Genomic DNA, 16,109 nt, shown 5'->3' on the forward strand with positions numbered 1-16,109 from the left:
CTGAATATAACCGATATATAAGACATGTAGCAGCTCTATCCCTTTTGTCTTCAAGTTTTTCAACGCTTAAAATATTTTTAGTTACACGAAATAAAATCGTGATATAATATATCGAATTAAAAAGAATATTATCGAAGACTTTGTGGATCGTTAAATTTTCTATCGTTGATAAATTACATTCATCATGAAAAAAGAAGTTTCCTGTTGCCCTGTAGCAGCAGGATTTTCATATTACATAAGTTAGGTACGATTCTAGGAGGACCCATGAAGGAACAAAAAGAATGGAACGATATTGCTGGATTGAATAGATTGATATTAAAGGCTTCCTGGTGGATGGTTATTGTCATTATCCTTCTATCGGGCTCAGGGATATTATTAACCTATCAGTATGAAGGAAAAAGCCTTCTTCCGATGGCTGTCTCGTACGTATTATTCCCGACTTTGTATACAGTCATGATTCTTGCTCTGACACAGGTGTTGTATTCGATATTCATGCGATGGGGCGATTATATCCTCCTTTTAGGGATCTTTGCGATTCTCCATGTTTATATCATGAACTTCCCGTTTGCACAGGGTATCCATTACTTGCTGGTCATCAACGTTCTAATATCGGCTTTATATTTTCAAAAGGAAAAAGTTTATTTTACTGGCATTCTAAGTTTACTTTCCATCATCTCTCTTTATTTCTTTTATGAGCCGTTTTCCAATGAAATTGCAAGACGCGACATCTATGCCTTCATAGGGATTTTTATTGGTTTTGTTTTTATTTCTGTTGGAATCATCTACCGTGGTCACTATTTGCTAAAGCATCTGGAGGAGTCGATCAGGAATCAAGAGGATTTAATGGTGCGGAATATTATAATGGATAGAGCAGCGAAAATGGATGGCCTGACCGATTTATACAACCATAAAACTTTCCATGAATACCTGGACAGATTGATTGAACAAAGTGATGACAATCAATTATCCTTCCATTTGGCGATTATCGATATTGATAATTTTAAAAAGGTAAATGACCAATTCGGGCATTGGGTAGGGGATGTTGTCCTAAAACGAGTAGGTGAACTATTAAAGCAGAACGTCACTCCGGATGATTTCGTTTCCCGATATGGCGGTGAAGAATTTGCCGTGATCCTGACTGAAAAAAATAAAACTGAATCTTTTCAATTAGTGGATCACATTCGAGCAGCCATCAGCCAGATGGTCCATCCGGAAATGGGCGACCAGCCTGTCACGATTAGTGTCGGGATGTGCCCATACGAAGTGGGACTCGGTAAGGAAAACTTCTTCAAAGCAGCAGATGACAGCTTGTATCAAGCGAAAAGGAACGGGAAGAATCAAACCGTAATCGCGGAAATATACGATAAAGAACCTGTGTAGAAAACTCGAAATGGAGTCATCTACACAGGTTTTTTTGTACGTCATATCTTTTTAATGGGGGCGTAGTGAATGCGTTACGCTTAAGGGTGTGAGACGGCAGAACTGTCCCTCTGTCGCCCCCTGTCTCAAAGCAAATTATATTCTTTTCACATCTGCCAGCTTCATTTTACTCTCCGGCAGACTTGGAATATCGTTCATGCTGTAGCTTAAGTACTGCTTGGGGATGGAGTAGCTTAAATGATTGACTAAGTAATCAACCGCTACCCTGAGGAGATCCACTGTCATCCACTCTCCGGCACAGCGGTGGCCAATCTCATATTCTCCCCCGCCTTGGGGGATGAAATCAAACGGACTGCCGGACCATGAGAGAAAACGGTCAGGAGCAAATATCTCGGGCTGCTCCCATATTTCTGGATGATGGTTGGTACCGTATAAATCCAGGAGTGTAAGGGTGTCTTTTTTAAACATATAGCCCTTCCATTCGAAGTCCTTTTTCACTCGGGCAGCAGCAAAAGGGAAAAACGGATAAAAACGCCGCACTTCCTGAATGAAGCGCTGCTGTTCTTCCTTGCCTCCATTTTTCACTATTGCGGCTTCCTCTGGATATTCATAAACGGCCAGGGCAGTGAAGTCCACATAGACAGAGATGGCTACAATTGGCCGCAGTAAATTTAAGAGTTCGACCGCCACAATAGAGGGGTCCAGTAATTCTCCATTCGGATTTGTGTGAAAAGAAAACTGATAAAGTGCTCGCTGCTCATTCGGGTGAATTTCTTTAGCACGGACCTTCTCCACTAATGCTTCAAGCCATTCTTCTGCTTTTGAGCGGGACCGGCGTGCCTGCCAATGCTTCAAGCCAATTACCGCTGCTCCTTCAAACATGTCGCTGAGCGTGTCTGTCCATTCCTCCAGCTCGTCGCTTTGAAGAGGAACTCCCGTCCACTCGAAGGCGGTTTCCGTCAACATTTTTTTCACTTCATGATAAAGGATGATTTCCTCTTCCGCTTCCCAACTCTTGCTATAACACTCCCACTTTTCGGCAAAGATTGCCTGAACTTCATTAAGGGACTCCTTCGACATCAGGGACATGAACATGACTTTTCTGTTCAGATGCTGCTCCCCATCCAGACCTTGTACGCCACCTACACCAAATAAAGTTTTTTGCGCGAGTTTAGGGGCAGCATTTTTCCGTTTGAAACGGTCATTGTCATAAAAAATCTCCGCCGCTTCTTTTCCAATCAGACAAATGCCAGTTTCCCCTAAAAGGTTTGTTTCGAAAACCGGAGTGCCGAACTTATCACTCCGGTTCATTATGTATTGGTAACCTTCCCTGAGGAGGTGAAAGTTTTCGATCAATCCTGTTTCTTTCGGCATATCCTTATGTTCAGTCATGTTTCTTCCCCCTTTATATTAAAATCCCCTTTACTATATACCACTTCCTGAAGCAGACAAACGGCGCTTCGGCTGGTCCCTGGCACTGATTTTCGTCAGCATCTGGGGAAGGTTAGATGTATGGAAGTCAAAGATAGCAAAGCCGTCTCTCTGTCTCTTGGAAAACGACTCTATTCGTTCTCTTCTAGCACAAAGAAAATGATCTTCATTACTGTATCCCTAAACCGGACCTATTATCCAAGATAAGTGATTGAACCTTTAAGGATAGAGTGGAATTTTACAAAAAACCGTCTCCGCATTTACTCCTCCTCTGCCATTCCAGGCAACGAGGATATTCACACATTTTACAAGTGTATAAATAAATGACCTACACCAGCTTGTCTTATTTACATTTACTAATATAGAAGCTAGTTTCTATTGAATGAAAACTACTAAAAGGGAAGGTGAGTGTTATGAATGAGAATTCCGGAAACTCCGAAACAAATAGTTGTCCTGAGTATGCAGCCAATGTACCAGTAAAACTTCCAGGTACAATCCAAAAGTTTGTTGATGAGCTTCCAATTCCACCGGTGTTGACTCCTATGTCTCAAGGAGAAGATTCTGCCTATTATGAGATTGAAATGAAGTGCGGAAGCCACAAGTTTCACCGGGACTTTAATGAGACGATCATTTATGGCTATAATGGCATCTATCCTGGTCCTACGATTGAGACCAGGAGAGGGGAAACTCTTCATGTAAAATGGATCAATCATTTGCCGTTGGACCACTTTTTGCCGGTAGATCCAACTTTGCATGATTCGATGCCTCCTAATCCAGAGGTGCGTACGGTCGTGCATCTTCACGGCGCGAATGTAGCTCCTGACAGCGATGGTCATCCTGAGGCGTGGTTTTCACGCAACTACGCTCAAGTTGGTGATAAGTTTAGCAGGCAAGTATATTTATATCCAAATGACCAACAGGCAACCACGCTTTGGTACCATGACCATGCATTGGGGATTACCAGGCTTAATCTTTATGCCGGCTTGGCTGGATTCTATCTTATCCACGATTCAAAGGAAGAAAAACTTGATCTTCCGACAGGGAAATATGATATACCGCTGATGATTCAAGATAAAACGTTTAGGACAGATGGTTCACTTTTTTACCCGCCAGCTCCAGTCGTTCGGGCCTTTATTGGGAATACGATGGTTGTGAATGGAAAGGTATGGCCATATCTTAACGTTGAGCCAAGAAAGTACCGCTTCAGAATGTTGAATGCTTCGAACACAAACGGTTTTGATTTCTTGCTCTTAGACGAAAACTTAAAGCAGCATCCCTTCTGGCAAATTGGCACTGATGGCGGATTGATTGAAAGGCCCAAGCGAATTGAAAAATTTCCGCTAGATCCTGCTGAACGATTAGATGTCATCATCGACTTTTCAAAATTAGCAGGTCAGACGATTACACTAAGAACAGAAGAATTGAATCTGGCAGGGGAAATAGAACCGTTTAAAAGAGATGTAATGCAGTTTAGAGTAGGGTTGGAATGTGAAGGTGAAGACGAAAGTGAAATACCAAGAAAACTTGTCAATTTGAAAAAAATTAACCCTAACTGGGCCCGTTCAAAAACAAGAAGATTTGTCATGACTCAGGATGGAAACAGATTAACGATCAATCATTTGGGATTCAGGGATGCTGCTACAGAATTCCCAGAAGTGGATAGTGTAGAAATTTGGGAGTTTGCAAGCCCGACTTTCAATCCTGATAGTCCAATGGGTATTCCGCCAAATATTACTCATCCTATTCATTTGCATCTTGCTCAATTCCGGATCCTAAATCGCCAGGATTTTGATGTAAACAATTTTAATGAAGAGGAATGGATTAACACTGGTGAAGGGATTATACTTGGCGAAAAACATGATCCGCATCCAAGTGAAAACGGATGGAAGGATACAGTAAGGGTTGAACCTGGGAAAGTAACGCGGATCGTTGTCCCCTTTAATAGCTACACAGGAGAATATGTATGGCACTGCCACATTCTTGAGCATGAAGATAATGATATGATGCGGCCATTGATCATTACTGAAAAGAATGGATTGATGCGAGATTCATAGAGATTTTGAACTGCACCCCAATTGTCACACACACCAAACAATTGGAGGTGCAGTTTTTTTTGGGGACTGGAAAACAGTCCCTTTGTCTATACCTTTATCTATACTTGCAATAAAAAAGAAAGCCTTATCCTTTTGGTGGATAAGACTCAATTAGCATGAATAGCTCGAATGAAACGAATAATAGTACCCGCGTTCCGCGTTATCTAATAACGTATCCATCTCCACCTATAGAAAAGGCGAGAAAATATCTTCCTTCAGTAGGCATCACAAAGTCTAACTTGTCATATCCTAGCTCCATAACAAGGCTCATGGCAGCATCAGAGTTAGCTCCCGTATCTTTTAGTACTTGTGCATTCGTATCCTGAGTAATTACATAAGCCAGTTGTCCATCTATTACTTGTACACCAATGATGTCTACATAGGTTTCGAAATTATTTAGCTCTTCCTCGATCTGTGGTACAGCCTTATCCATTGCTTTTACATCTTCCCAATTTTGCTCAATGGCATCATGGTCTACAAAGACTGTGTAAAAGTTATCTAGCTCCTCCTCAGGAGTGTATGGTTGAGCAGACTCCCAATTATCCTCAATCTCGACAGGCTCTACATCATATTCAGCTTTATCCTCAGGAGTATATTCTGTATCTGTTTTCAACCTGGATACCTCTGCTTCTAGTCCTGCAATCTCTGTATTAGCTCTGTCTAGCTGTTCCTCTAGTTCATCTATTGTATTCTGCAGTTCTGCCTGAGCCCCGGAGTTTTCCTCATCTGAAACCCCTGCTTCTTGTAGTCTAGCAATCTCTGCCTGAGCGTCCTTTAGCTGAGCGGTGAGCTCATTGACAGTGTACTCTAGATCTGCTTTATCTGTTTTTAAAGAACTTATTGTACTGTTGGCCTCTGTAGTTGCCTCATTGTACATAACCTTTAATTCTTTAAACTTTCCTTTAATGTAATCTTTATCAGATACTGCATGTACAAAGTTATTTTTCATATCCTCAGCCATGCTCTTAATGTTGTTAATATCTTCTGTGCCCTTGTAGTTGATACCTGCTACTGTAATACCACCTGCAAAGACTGTACCTGCTATTACTTTTGTAAGAATTGAGCTGAATGGCATGTTACGATCTCCCCTATTTGTTGTTTTTGTTTTTGCCGATCATATAGGATTATCTTCTCGACAATGTTAGTTCAATGGTCCTTGTCCAGCTGCCGATAATGCCGTAAGGGTAAACTATACTACTACTAAGTATGATGTTCAATGGTATACGTGGTGGTATGTTATGGTAGTTTACTAGGAAAAAAGGGGGGCGTGTCCGGTGTTCCTTTTTTGTATGGGTAAGGTGAAAAAAAGAGGGATGATACAATCCATTCCTATTATGTTAAAGATGTAAATTCATGAAACGGCAAAACCGTCGCTTTGTCGCGGAAAAGTCCTGTGTTTTTACCATAAACCTTGTATTGATAGTGTATAGTACCAAATGATACACTATTGGGTATGTGAGTTTTGAAAAAGGCAGGTGATATTGATCGTGAGCAAGCGAAGTGCCATTAGTAATCTTTTTATTTTATTTTCTCTTATCTTCATTTTTATGATTCCGCAAGAAGTTTTTGCCCATGCGACGCTAAAGATGGCTGAGCCTGCCCCGGACAGTGAATTAACAGATTCCCCTGAAGAAATCGTTCTGACCTTTGATGAAAGACTTGAAAACCAACTCTATTCGATCAAGGTTTTTAACGAAAAAGGGGAAAGGGTTGTCAACGGCAAGCCGGAGATGAGCAAGGATCAAAAATCCATCGCGCAGCCTTTGCCTGAACTGCCTGAGGGGAATTATGTCATATCCTACAGCGTCATTTCAGCGGATGGTCATCCCATTAAGAGTTCTTATGTCATCTCCATAGGGGAAGAAACGGTCTTCAAAAGGGATATTAACCAGCAGGTCCTTGAAAAACAAGAGAGCTCACCCGCGGTTAATGTATTGAAGTCGTCGGTTAGGATTCTTTTTTATATGTCATTGATCCTGACGACTGGCTGGATCGTATGGGGAGCCATACATACTTTGGAAAAAGAAATGATGCCATCTTTTAGACAGCGGGCGTTTCGATTACAAATTGCCCTGTTGATCACCACTGTGGGATTGGTATTCGTCCAATTAGCCGATTTGGTTGATCACTGGACACTGGCTGAAATTGGGGCGATTCTGACAGGCACCACAGTTGGGTTGTCTTTGGTCGCTTCTGTGCTTTTGTCTCTATTTGGTTTACCGCTTCTGCTTCGATTCAAATGGCTCGATTTGATTTGGGTATTGGCCGTGATGTCGGTAAAGAGTTTTAACGGACATGCAGCCGCCTTCGAAACGGAAATCCGCTCGATGTCAATGCAGCTGGATGTCGTCCATTTACTAGGAGCCGCGATATGGGCAGGAGGCCTGCTGTATATTCTGGCTTACTGGAAAAAGCAGAGGGAACACATTAGACAGTTTCTCCCGTTCTTTTCGCAGGTTGCTTTAATCAGCATGCTGATCCTGATTTTAACAGGAGTGTCTTACACGTTGATCTTCTTGCCGGAGCTCAATTATCTGCTCCATACACTATGGGGGAAACTGCTTCTGGTCAAAGTTGGCCTAATCACACTGGTGTTTGTGATTGGTGCACTTTTACGCCAATCCTTGAAAAAGAAAAAAGAAGGTTCAATCAGCAGCCTGGTGAAAATCGATTTCAGTGTGATGGTCATCATTTTAGGAATTGTGGGTGTGTTAACTCACTTGAATCCACTTCCGGAAAACGAACCTTTGGAATGGAAAAATGAAGATCAGTACATTGATTTTACAACATCCATCTCACCAAAGGCACCTGGGTATAATCATTTCAAAGTGACCGCAAATGCGCAGAAAGAAAACCTGGAGATTAAACGGATTGAACTATTTTTGATCTATCAAGACAACCTTGAAATCCAACCGATCCAAGTTCCTTTTTCAGAAGTGGAACAATCCAGCAATGTACAATTCAAGGTCAATGGCTCGTATCTGCCAATTGAAGGCAACTGGACGGCGGAGCTCCGGATAGTAGATTCCGAGGATAATGAAAAGGTGTTCCATAAGGATTTTATTGTTTATTAAAATAAAGAGGAGATTACAACATGAAAAAACTTTTAACCTTAACGATCGCAATGATTGGGGCAATCACTCTTTTTGTCGGTGCGGCAAGCGCGCATGTGTCCGTTCAGCCTCAGGAGACTTCACAAGGGAAATATGAAGTGTTCACTGTGCGAGTTCCTTCTGAAAAAGAAGACGCCCAAACAACGAAAGTGGAAGTGAAATTCCCTGAACAGGTGAACATCACCCGCTTTGAAGCCAAACCAGGCTGGAACTGCGAAGTTCAAAAAGATGACACTGGGAAAATCACGAGTGTTGTGTGGACAGCGGAAGAAAAAGGCCTATCAGCAACTGAATTCGTACAATTCAACATCCAGGGAAAAGTTGGCGATGAAGCGACAGAAATCGTTTGGAAAGCGTATCAAACTTACAGCGACGGCAGTACAGTCGAATGGATCGGAGCACCTGACGCAGACAAGCCAGCTTCAGTCACAACAGTAAATCCGGCGGATGGATCTTCAGATCACGGGCATGGAGCTGCAGCAGCTGAACCGTCAAAAGACCACAGTGCTGCCGGAGACCTCACGAATGACACGGAAGCAAAAACAGCCACAAGCAATATGCCGCTTTACCTTTCAATTGCTGCTTTGATTGCAGGATTGCTGGCATTGGTTATTTCTTTGAAAAAAAGAGGATAATTTGAATAGGGAGCATGGGGGACGTACCCCCTATGCTCCCTTTTTACGTTATCTTGTTATTCCAAGGCCCGTATCTCCATATTGATAATAAAAATAAAACAAGAAAAAAATAACGTTGATGATTAAAGACAAATTGAAAAGAGACTTCGAAACTCTTATTTTCCACAGTAAAAATACAATGAAGAAATTGATCAGCACAGGCACAAACGTATAGGTCATTCTTTCGTCTATAAGAGAAAGTGCGTTTGGGCTCAGCCAGTAAATGAATCGATCAGATATCTGTGCAATGACGGAAAAAATGATGAGGAAGCAAAATACCATCAACAGAATTGCTTTTTTCATGAATCCCCCAGCTTCCTAATTCATCTATCTTTCTATGTTCGACGCTTCTCTCTAGGTACTCTATCCTCATATGTTTCAGCGTTTCTCTCTAATTAATCTACCTTCAAATGCTTCAATGCTTCTCTCCGGCTCAAGTTTGACAGCGGGTATGTATTGGTTATTTCAATAACTTTCTCCGGGTCTTGTTTAGCGTACTCCCTTAATGCCCAGCCGATTGCTTTATTGATGAAAAATTCTTTGGTGTGGCAGGTTCTTGAGATGATATCCTCTAGCATCGCCACGTCTGTTTTTTCTTTGTATCCCAGTTGGAACAAGATACATGAGCGGATCAGCCAGATGTTCTCGGAGGCAATCCAATTGTCGACGATGAGCTGCCTGGCATGCGGGAACTTTTCAAGATAATATCCAAAATGTTTTTTCGCAATATGGTCGATCGTGTCCCACCATGGCTTGGTCGTGATGATGTATTCTAACAGGGAAAGATCCTCTTCGGTGAACTGTTTCTTCATTAAATCTAGCAAGTAAAGACCAGCAATCTGCATCTCTCTTTCTTCCAGGTCCCATAGGGAAGTGATGACCTTGTGTAAGTCTTCTTTCGCTGGCAAGCCATGATTCTTCACATGCTGCTTGAATACCTCTTTCAGCTGCGGCGCTCTCAAACCAATAAAGCTGAACTGATTCCGCATGTAATTGGACAGCCTGACTGCTTCTTCCTCATTCCGGTGTGCTGATGCCGCATGATATAACGCTTCTACATATTGATTCATTTCTGCTCCGCCATTTCGTGTTTAATTTAAATCTATTGTAACGTTATTTCAAATGGTAAGCACTTTTTCTGAAAATGGCACATTAGGGGGCAGCAGCACCTGTCCCTATGTCCATTAATAGTATAATAGACTAACAAGGCTTGTTTTCTATAAGACTACTTTTTAAGGAGTTGGAAATGATGGGCGAAAAAGTGATCAAGTGGGGAATTTTAGGCACAGGTGGAATCGCAGGTGCTTTTGCGAGGGACTTGGAGTTTGCTAAGAATACCGAGAAGCTTGCAGTTGGTTCTCGTACGAAAGAGAGTGCGGAAAAGTTTGCGGAGGAGCATGGAGTTTCCCGGGCTTATGGAAGCTACGAAGAACTGGTTCAGGATCCTGATGTCGATGCCATTTATGTTGCGACGCCACATCCTTTTCACAAAGAAAATGTACTAGCGTGCCTTCGTGCCGGCAAGGCTGTGCTTTGCGAGAAGCCTTTTACCATCAATAGCAGAGATCTGGAAGAAGTCATCCAGTTTGCCAGGGAGCAAAAGCTTTTCTTGATGGAGGCAATGTGGACAAAGTTCCTGCCGCCGATTTTGAAGGTGAGAGAATGGATTGACCGTGGGGAAATCGGCGAAGTTATGTTAGTGAAAGCCGATTTTGGTTTCCGTGCGCCGTGGAATCCTGAGGGGAGATTGCTGAATCCGGCCCTTGGAGGAGGAGCCTTGCTTGATGTAGGGATTTATCCTGTAACCTTTGCAACCATGATCCTTGGAACAAAGCCGGAGAAAATCTTGAGTACGGCTCATATTGGCGAAACCGGTGTCGATGAACAGTTTTCGATTCTCATGTCCTATCCTGCTGGAAAAACCGCCACCCTTAATGGAGCCTTTCGCGTTGATTTAACGAACGAAGCATACATACTGGGAACAGAGGGTTATATTCGAATTCCATCTTTCCACAGTGCCAAATTAGCCTTCTTATATAAAAATGGCGAGGTAGCAGAGACCTTCAATGATGACCGGCAATCGGCCGGTTATGCGTTTGAAATAGAAGAAGTAGGCCGATGCCTGAACCAGGGACTGGTAGAAAGCCCGGTCGTTCCGCTGGATGAATCTTTGAAAATCATGAAACTGATGGATGAAATCCGTGGGCAATGGGGATTGAAATATCCGGGTGAGTGATAGGGTCAAAAAATGAAGCACAGGATTTTCCTGTGCTTCATTTTGTGTGTTTGAACTGGAAAAAAACACTCAAAATTTCCAGTTTGCGAATAAACGCACCGTTTTTGCGAATAAAAAGGTTTTTTAGCGAATAAATGTATCGTTTTCTCGAACAAATATAAATTTTAGCGAATAAACTGTTGATTTTCGCTGAAACCCACCTGATAAACTTTTTATAGGGCTGTATTTTGACTCATTGACTGCTGTATTTAAAGGGTTACCCATGGAAGCCTCAGAACAAAATGAACGCGGCACGGTTATTGACCGACCCTTTTAGATGAATCCCTCTGATTGGAAGTGAAATGTAAAAAATCATCTAGCACTATGGTATTCTTTTACTAACAGGACTAACAAAGGAGCGGGTTTGAATATGGGGTTGCGTTTTCGCAAGAGTTTCAAAGTGGCGCCGGGAGTCAGGGTGAATGTTGGCAAAAGTGGTGTCGGGATGAGTGTCGGCGGGAGAGGATTGCGGTATTCGGTCCATAGCAGTGGGAGAAAGACGTCGACCGTGGGGATTCCGGGCAGTGGGATTTCCTATTCGTCGACTTCGAGTTCCAGGTCTTATAAGAGGGATGCTTATAAGAGGCGGAATGAACTGGCGCGACTTGAAAGGGACCGACAGAAGCTGCAGGAGCAGGAGTATGCACGGCTGCAGGTGGAGTTATATGAAAATCGCCTGGACCAAATCCGTTCCATTCATCATGAGTGTGATGATGAAGTGGATTGGGACGAGGTGTATAGCAGGAAGGCTCCTTTCGAGGAAGGGCAGGCAGGGCAAAATGAGCGACAGGCCAGGGAGCAGCTGCAGCGTTATCAGCCAGGCTTTTTTGATCGTCTTTTTAAAAGGGATGAAGCGAAAAAGCGGAAACTGGAAGAGGAAGTCCAGGCAGCGATCCAAAAGGATCAAGAGCTTATGAATGAGTGGAAGTATATGCACGATGTCTCCAAGAGGATATTGGAAAAGGACGTGGATGCTTACTTTGAGGTGATTGACGAGTTCAGGCCGCTGGATGAGTTGGTGGAGTTTGGGAGCGGCTTTGAGTTCGGGACAGATCAACCTGATCTCATCCATGTGTCTTTTGATGTCAATGCTAAGGACGCCGTTCCGGAAAAGGCGCTGTCATTGACGAAGACAGGAAAACTGTCCGAGAAAAATCTGACGAAAACGACGTACTATGATCTTTATCAAGATTATGTCTGCAGCTGTGCACTCCGGATTGCCAGAGATCTGTTCGCGCTTTTACCAGTTCAGCATGTGTTTGTCCATGCCTATGAAGAGCGGCTAAATACAGCAACAGGGCATGAAGATAAAGGCGCGATCCTCTCTGTAAAATACGACAAACCAACCCTGAAACACCTGAATTTTACGAATCTCGATCCATCAGATGCATTGAAAAACTTCGAGCATCAGATGAATTTTAAGAAGACGAAGGGGTTTGAAGAGGTGAAGGAGATTCTGGATTGAATGGGAGAACCGCAAGAGAGAAAACGATAAGGGAGAGGGGATCATTGAGTACAAAACAGGTTGATGATGTTACGACTAAACTTTCCTCCAAACAACGGCTGATTAAATTACAGGAAGTGCTAAGAAAGCATACAGATGAAGAAAATCAATTTAAATTGGATGGGATTTTGGATCTTTTTTACGAAGAGTACAAGATTCATGCCGGAAAGAAGGCGATTCGTGATGATTTGAAGGAGTTGGAGGAGTCGGATTTATTTGATGTAACGGTAAACCAGGAGAAAGACGGGGTGGAGAAGTTCTACAGCCACCAGCAGCGTTTATTTGAAATCCATGAGTTGCGATTGCTGATCGATGCCGTTTCGTCTGCAAAATTTATCTCCACTAAGGAAACCGAAGATCTGGTGGATAAAATCAAGCAGCTGACAAGCATCCATCAGGCCAAGCAGCTGGGGAATCGGATTGTTTTATCCGAGAATTCCAAGAATGAGAATACGAAAATCAAGTATTCCATTCATATGCTCCACACGGCGATTCTTGAAAACCGTTATATCCAGTTCAAATATGGACGATATAACCTGGAAAAGAAATTCAAGCTGAGTAATAAAGGCAATTTTTATCAGCTAAAGCCATATGCATTGGTGTGGCATAATAATTTTTATTATCTGATTGGTGAGTATTTGCCTACAGAGGAAATCCGCCATTACCGTGTTGACCGGATGAGAGAGGTGGCGGCCCTGGAGGAAACCTTTTTGCGTGATCCGGGGTTCGATGTCTCAAAGTACACTGAAAAATTGTTTCATATGTATTCCGGGGAAGAAGCGCTGGTCGAGATCGAGTTTAACGCGGATTTAATCAATGTCGTGATTGACCGGTTCGGGCGCGGAGTGAACATCCGCCCGGTCGGAAACGATAAATTCCGAATCTCCACCCAGGCCATCATCAGCGACGGACTCGTCAGGTGGCTGATGACCTGGGGCAGCGATGCTAAGGTCATGACCCCGCCAACACTCGTGGACAGGATAAAAGAAGAGGTTGAAAAGTTTTATAAAGTGTATCAGTAGCACCTGCGTTTTCGAGTAGCGGTTTTAAAAAAAATATGTTATTAGTTTCGTGGACCAAATTGCTATAATGGCGATTTGGTCTTTTGTTTTGTAGGGCATGTATTAACCATTATTACTGATAAGTGCTTCTCCTTGTATATAAAGATAGAATGATTTACCCTTTATTTAGGGAGTGAAAGTAATAAGTGAAAGTAATGAGTGAGAATATTGAAGGTATAAATTACAAGGAAGTAATTGAATATGCACTGGACCCACTAATTGTTCATTCGCAACTGAAGATCATATATGTAAATGAAGCAGCTGGAAAATTTTTCAGAGCCTCAAGTAAAGAGTTAGTTGGGGCAAGTCCGCTGGATATCTTTAAAGATACATCTAAACCCGCAATTACAAAAAGAATATCGGGGGCTTATAGTGAACCCGCCGAGCTTATTGAGGAAACAATATATAGAATGGATGGAACATCCGTTGAAGTAGAATTATATTGTCACCCTATTAAGATTGGGGAAACAAAAGCCATTCAAACTTATGTAAAAGACATCACGGAGAGAAAACAACAAGAAAAAGTCCAAAATGAAATGAATAAACAAATAAATGAGCTAGCGTCCAATATTGTACCCCTATTAGAAGGCATTGCTGTACTTCCTTTAGTAGGTGCAATAAATCAGGATAGGGCACAACAACTCTTAGAATTAGTACCGGTCAATGTTCAGGAAAAAGAGGTACACAGTTTAATTTTAGATTGTTCAGGGATTTATAAAATTGATACTTTAGTGATTGACTCACTATTTAAAATTAATAGTGTACTAAATTTAATCGGAGTTAAGTGTTTTTTAACAGGGATAAGACCCAAATTAGCTGAAGAAGCAGTTAACATTGGCCTCAACTTAAAAAACATAAGTACTTTTTCCAATGTTAAGGACGCCTTGACCTTTTTAGGAGTAAATAATACTAAGTAAGATATTGTTCAAAGTTCTATTGCATGAACTTGCGGGCCTGTTAATCTATGAAGGATTAACGGCCTTTTTTGGTTGAATTTCTTATTGAGATAACGAGGAGTTGAAAAAGAATATTTTTAACCACTAATAAAAAACGCTGCAACCATTATTTTATAGATTGCAGCGCTATATATTAATTAAATATGCTGTGCATTAGTTTCTTCACTTGAGCGTTTATTTCCTTTATAGATAAAATAAAGGGCAATAAGCATGAATAGTAAAGCAAATGCCCGTTTCATATCTAGGGATATTACCATACTATTAAACCACCCGAAATGATCAATAAGGACACCGATTACAAGCTGTCCAGCTATACCAGCAATATTGGTTGCGATAACACCAATTCTTGGTACCGCCATAACAGTGAGAAGTAAGTATAATGTGCCTAAAAACGCTGCACTTAATTGCCATTTAGGTACTTCTAAAATTCCAAGCACATTTCCTTTACCAAAAAAAAGAATGGAAATGGCTAAGAACATTGTCCCAGTTAGAAAGGTTAATAATGTAGTTTCAAGTGTTCCTGCTTTTCGACTTAATGTACCATTAATAGACGATTGGGCGCTAAGAGTAATCCCGCCGAAAAATGTAAATAGAATCATTATAATACCCATATTTAATCCCCCTAGTTAACTAAAATAAGTGCTATCATCATTGAAATGACTGCGTATATTTTTTCTCTATTGATTGTAGTTTTCTTGCTGCCCATCCAACCATAATGTTCAATAACCATACTCATTATTAGCTGACCAATTATTACTGCAATCATGGTTATCCCAACACCAACAAAAGGAACACTAACCACAATCGATGTTAAATAAACTACCCCTAAAACCCCGCCAAGAAGTGACCATTTGGGGGCTTCTACAACGTATGAAAGCTTACCTTTCCCGAAGAATATCCATAATAGCACCATGATTATGGATCCCATAAAAAAGTTGTAAAAACTTGTTTCTATCTGACCTATTGTTTTCCCAAGTTCACCATAGATAGCTCCTTCAAAGCTTAGTGCGGCACCAGCTAATAACGCTAATAGATATGAGAAGTAACGCATTTAATAAATCCCCCTAAGTTTTCTATATTTAAATATCTAGAATAATCGATATATGGTTTTATAAAAAACAGAAATCATTAAATTTAGATTTCTGTTTTAAAATATTCAGCAAACCGACGAATAACTTCTTCATTCCTTCTATAATAAGTCCACTGACCATGCCGAACGGATTCAAGTAGACCGGCTTTTTGCATCATATTTAAGTAGTGGGAAACCGTAGATTGAGAAGCTTTAGCCTTTTCTTGTATATCCCCTACACATACTCCGCCTTTATAGCTTACCTCCTTTGGCAGGTGAGCGCCTTGTTTAGGGAAATGCTTCTCGGGTTCCTTCAACCACTGCAAAATATTAAGTCTAGTTTCGTTTGATAACGCCTTAAAAATATCGATTGGTTCCATGTTTCACATTATATATCGATTTTTTTCGATATGTCAATATTATGGTTTTGACTATTATCCAGCTATGTTATTGAAAAAAGTATGTAAACAAATGTACTAAACTAGTAGGTGAGTTGATCCAGGAGGGATTAACCGATTTATTGAGCTAAAGAGGCAGCATTCCTGTAATGAAG

Annotated in this window: 15 protein-coding genes; 8 read left to right on the forward strand and 7 right to left on the reverse strand. The window is 41.5% G+C overall.

The window, feature by feature from the left end:
* Positions 1–264 precede the first annotated feature (264 nt).
* Entirely contained in the window at positions 265–1,380 is a 1,116-nt protein-coding gene (locus tag J7E38_RS16450) for a GGDEF domain-containing protein (protein ID WP_214706612.1), read from the forward strand.
* A gap of 135 nt (positions 1,381–1,515) precedes the next feature.
* Here the strand turns inward: J7E38_RS16450 and cypC are convergent, their stop codons facing one another.
* Positions 1,516–2,772 (reverse strand): CYP152 family fatty-acid peroxygenase CypC, encoded by a 1,257-nt coding sequence (gene cypC, locus J7E38_RS16455; RefSeq protein ID WP_214706611.1) that lies wholly within the window; start codon positions 2,770–2,772, stop codon positions 1,516–1,518.
* Between the two features lie 452 nt (positions 2,773–3,224).
* Between cypC and J7E38_RS16460 the strand changes: the two genes are divergently transcribed.
* Positions 3,225–4,865, forward strand: a complete 1,641-nt coding sequence (locus J7E38_RS16460) for a multicopper oxidase family protein (RefSeq protein WP_214706610.1) — start codon at positions 3,225–3,227, stop codon at positions 4,863–4,865.
* Positions 4,866–5,064: 199 nt separating this feature from the next.
* Here J7E38_RS16460 and J7E38_RS16465 read toward each other — a convergent pair whose 3' ends face one another.
* On the reverse strand, positions 5,065–5,979 hold the full coding sequence (locus tag J7E38_RS16465) for a hypothetical protein (protein WP_214706609.1): 915 nt from the start codon (positions 5,977–5,979) through the stop codon (positions 5,065–5,067).
* A gap of 412 nt (positions 5,980–6,391) precedes the next feature.
* On the opposite strand from J7E38_RS16465, the gene J7E38_RS16470 reads away from it, so the two are divergent.
* The gene (locus tag J7E38_RS16470; protein WP_214706608.1) at positions 6,392–7,978 is read left to right on the forward strand and encodes a copper resistance CopC/CopD family protein; all 1,587 of its coding nucleotides are present in this window, start codon (positions 6,392–6,394) and stop codon (positions 7,976–7,978) included.
* 20 nt (positions 7,979–7,998) lie between these two features.
* Positions 7,999–8,652, forward strand: a complete 654-nt coding sequence (locus J7E38_RS16475) for a YcnI family copper-binding membrane protein (protein WP_214706607.1) — start codon at positions 7,999–8,001, stop codon at positions 8,650–8,652.
* 48 nt (positions 8,653–8,700) lie between these two features.
* On the opposite strand, the gene J7E38_RS16480 is transcribed toward J7E38_RS16475, so the two are convergent.
* The gene (locus J7E38_RS16480; RefSeq protein WP_214706605.1) at positions 8,701–8,994 is read right to left on the reverse strand and encodes a hypothetical protein; all 294 of its coding nucleotides are present in this window, start codon (positions 8,992–8,994) and stop codon (positions 8,701–8,703) included.
* Positions 8,995–9,086: 92 nt separating this feature from the next.
* Entirely contained in the window at positions 9,087–9,761 is a 675-nt protein-coding gene (locus J7E38_RS16485; RefSeq protein ID WP_214706603.1) for a DNA alkylation repair protein, read from the reverse strand.
* Positions 9,762–9,940: 179 nt separating this feature from the next.
* On the opposite strand from J7E38_RS16485, the gene J7E38_RS16490 reads away from it, so the two are divergent.
* The 4 genes from J7E38_RS16490 to J7E38_RS16505 all read left to right on the forward strand — a co-directional run bounded on the left by J7E38_RS16490 (position 9,941) and on the right by J7E38_RS16505 (position 14,448).
* Positions 9,941–10,927 carry a Gfo/Idh/MocA family protein gene (locus J7E38_RS16490; RefSeq protein ID WP_215038703.1) on the forward strand — a complete coding sequence of 329 codons (987 nt, stop codon included), beginning with the start codon at positions 9,941–9,943 and terminating at the stop codon, positions 10,925–10,927.
* 409 nt (positions 10,928–11,336) lie between these two features.
* Positions 11,337–12,431, forward strand: coding sequence for a DUF4236 domain-containing protein (locus J7E38_RS16495; protein WP_214706601.1), 1,095 nt, complete (start codon positions 11,337–11,339; stop codon positions 12,429–12,431).
* Positions 12,432–12,475: 44 nt separating this feature from the next.
* On the forward strand, positions 12,476–13,492 hold the full coding sequence (locus J7E38_RS16500) for a helix-turn-helix transcriptional regulator (RefSeq protein WP_214706600.1): 1,017 nt from the start codon (positions 12,476–12,478) through the stop codon (positions 13,490–13,492).
* A gap of 194 nt (positions 13,493–13,686) precedes the next feature.
* The gene (locus J7E38_RS16505; protein WP_215038725.1) at positions 13,687–14,448 is read left to right on the forward strand and encodes a PAS domain S-box protein; all 762 of its coding nucleotides are present in this window, start codon (positions 13,687–13,689) and stop codon (positions 14,446–14,448) included.
* A gap of 176 nt (positions 14,449–14,624) precedes the next feature.
* On the opposite strand, the gene J7E38_RS16510 is transcribed toward J7E38_RS16505, so the two are convergent.
* The 3 genes from J7E38_RS16510 to J7E38_RS16520 form a co-directional block, all read right to left on the reverse strand.
* Positions 14,625–15,098: a DMT family transporter gene (locus J7E38_RS16510; protein ID WP_214706598.1), complete on the reverse strand. Its 474-nt coding sequence runs from the start codon at positions 15,096–15,098 to the stop codon at positions 14,625–14,627.
* An 11-nt stretch (positions 15,099–15,109) separates the two neighbouring features.
* Positions 15,110–15,538 (reverse strand): DMT family transporter, encoded by a 429-nt coding sequence (locus J7E38_RS16515; RefSeq protein WP_214706597.1) that lies wholly within the window; start codon positions 15,536–15,538, stop codon positions 15,110–15,112.
* 83 nt (positions 15,539–15,621) lie between these two features.
* Complete coding sequence (locus J7E38_RS16520; protein WP_214706595.1) at positions 15,622–15,936, reverse strand: ArsR/SmtB family transcription factor; 315 nt, start codon at positions 15,934–15,936, stop codon at positions 15,622–15,624.
* Positions 15,937–16,109 lie beyond the last annotated feature (173 nt).

It is taken from the genome of Bacillus sp. ISL-35 (assembly GCF_018613355.1).
Taxonomy (GTDB): Bacteria; Bacillota; Bacilli; order Bacillales; family Cytobacillaceae; genus Mesobacillus.

Bases quoted from the DNA above. Each gene is read 5' to 3' on its own strand.
- J7E38_RS16450 (WP_214706612.1), top strand. From the start codon at position 265: ATGAAGGAACAAAAAGAATGGAACGATATTGCTGGATTGAATAGATTG.
- cypC (WP_214706611.1), bottom strand. From the start codon at position 2,772: ATGACTGAACATAAGGATATGCCGAAAGAAACAGGATTGATCGAAAAC.
- J7E38_RS16460 (WP_214706610.1), top strand. From the start codon at position 3,225: ATGAATGAGAATTCCGGAAACTCCGAAACAAATAGTTGTCCTGAGTAT.
- J7E38_RS16465 (WP_214706609.1), bottom strand. From the start codon at position 5,979: ATGCCATTCAGCTCAATTCTTACAAAAGTAATAGCAGGTACAGTCTTT.
- J7E38_RS16475 (WP_214706607.1), top strand. From the start codon at position 7,999: ATGAAAAAACTTTTAACCTTAACGATCGCAATGATTGGGGCAATCACT.
- J7E38_RS16480 (WP_214706605.1), bottom strand. From the start codon at position 8,994: ATGAAAAAAGCAATTCTGTTGATGGTATTTTGCTTCCTCATCATTTTT.
- J7E38_RS16485 (WP_214706603.1), bottom strand. From the start codon at position 9,761: ATGAATCAATATGTAGAAGCGTTATATCATGCGGCATCAGCACACCGG.
- J7E38_RS16490 (WP_215038703.1), top strand. From the start codon at position 9,941: ATGGGCGAAAAAGTGATCAAGTGGGGAATTTTAGGCACAGGTGGAATC.
- J7E38_RS16495 (WP_214706601.1), top strand. From the start codon at position 11,337: ATGGGGTTGCGTTTTCGCAAGAGTTTCAAAGTGGCGCCGGGAGTCAGG.
- J7E38_RS16505 (WP_215038725.1), top strand. From the start codon at position 13,687: ATGAGTGAGAATATTGAAGGTATAAATTACAAGGAAGTAATTGAATAT.
- J7E38_RS16510 (WP_214706598.1), bottom strand. From the start codon at position 15,098: ATGGGTATTATAATGATTCTATTTACATTTTTCGGCGGGATTACTCTT.
- J7E38_RS16515 (WP_214706597.1), bottom strand. From the start codon at position 15,538: ATGCGTTACTTCTCATATCTATTAGCGTTATTAGCTGGTGCCGCACTA.
- J7E38_RS16520 (WP_214706595.1), bottom strand. From the start codon at position 15,936: ATGGAACCAATCGATATTTTTAAGGCGTTATCAAACGAAACTAGACTT.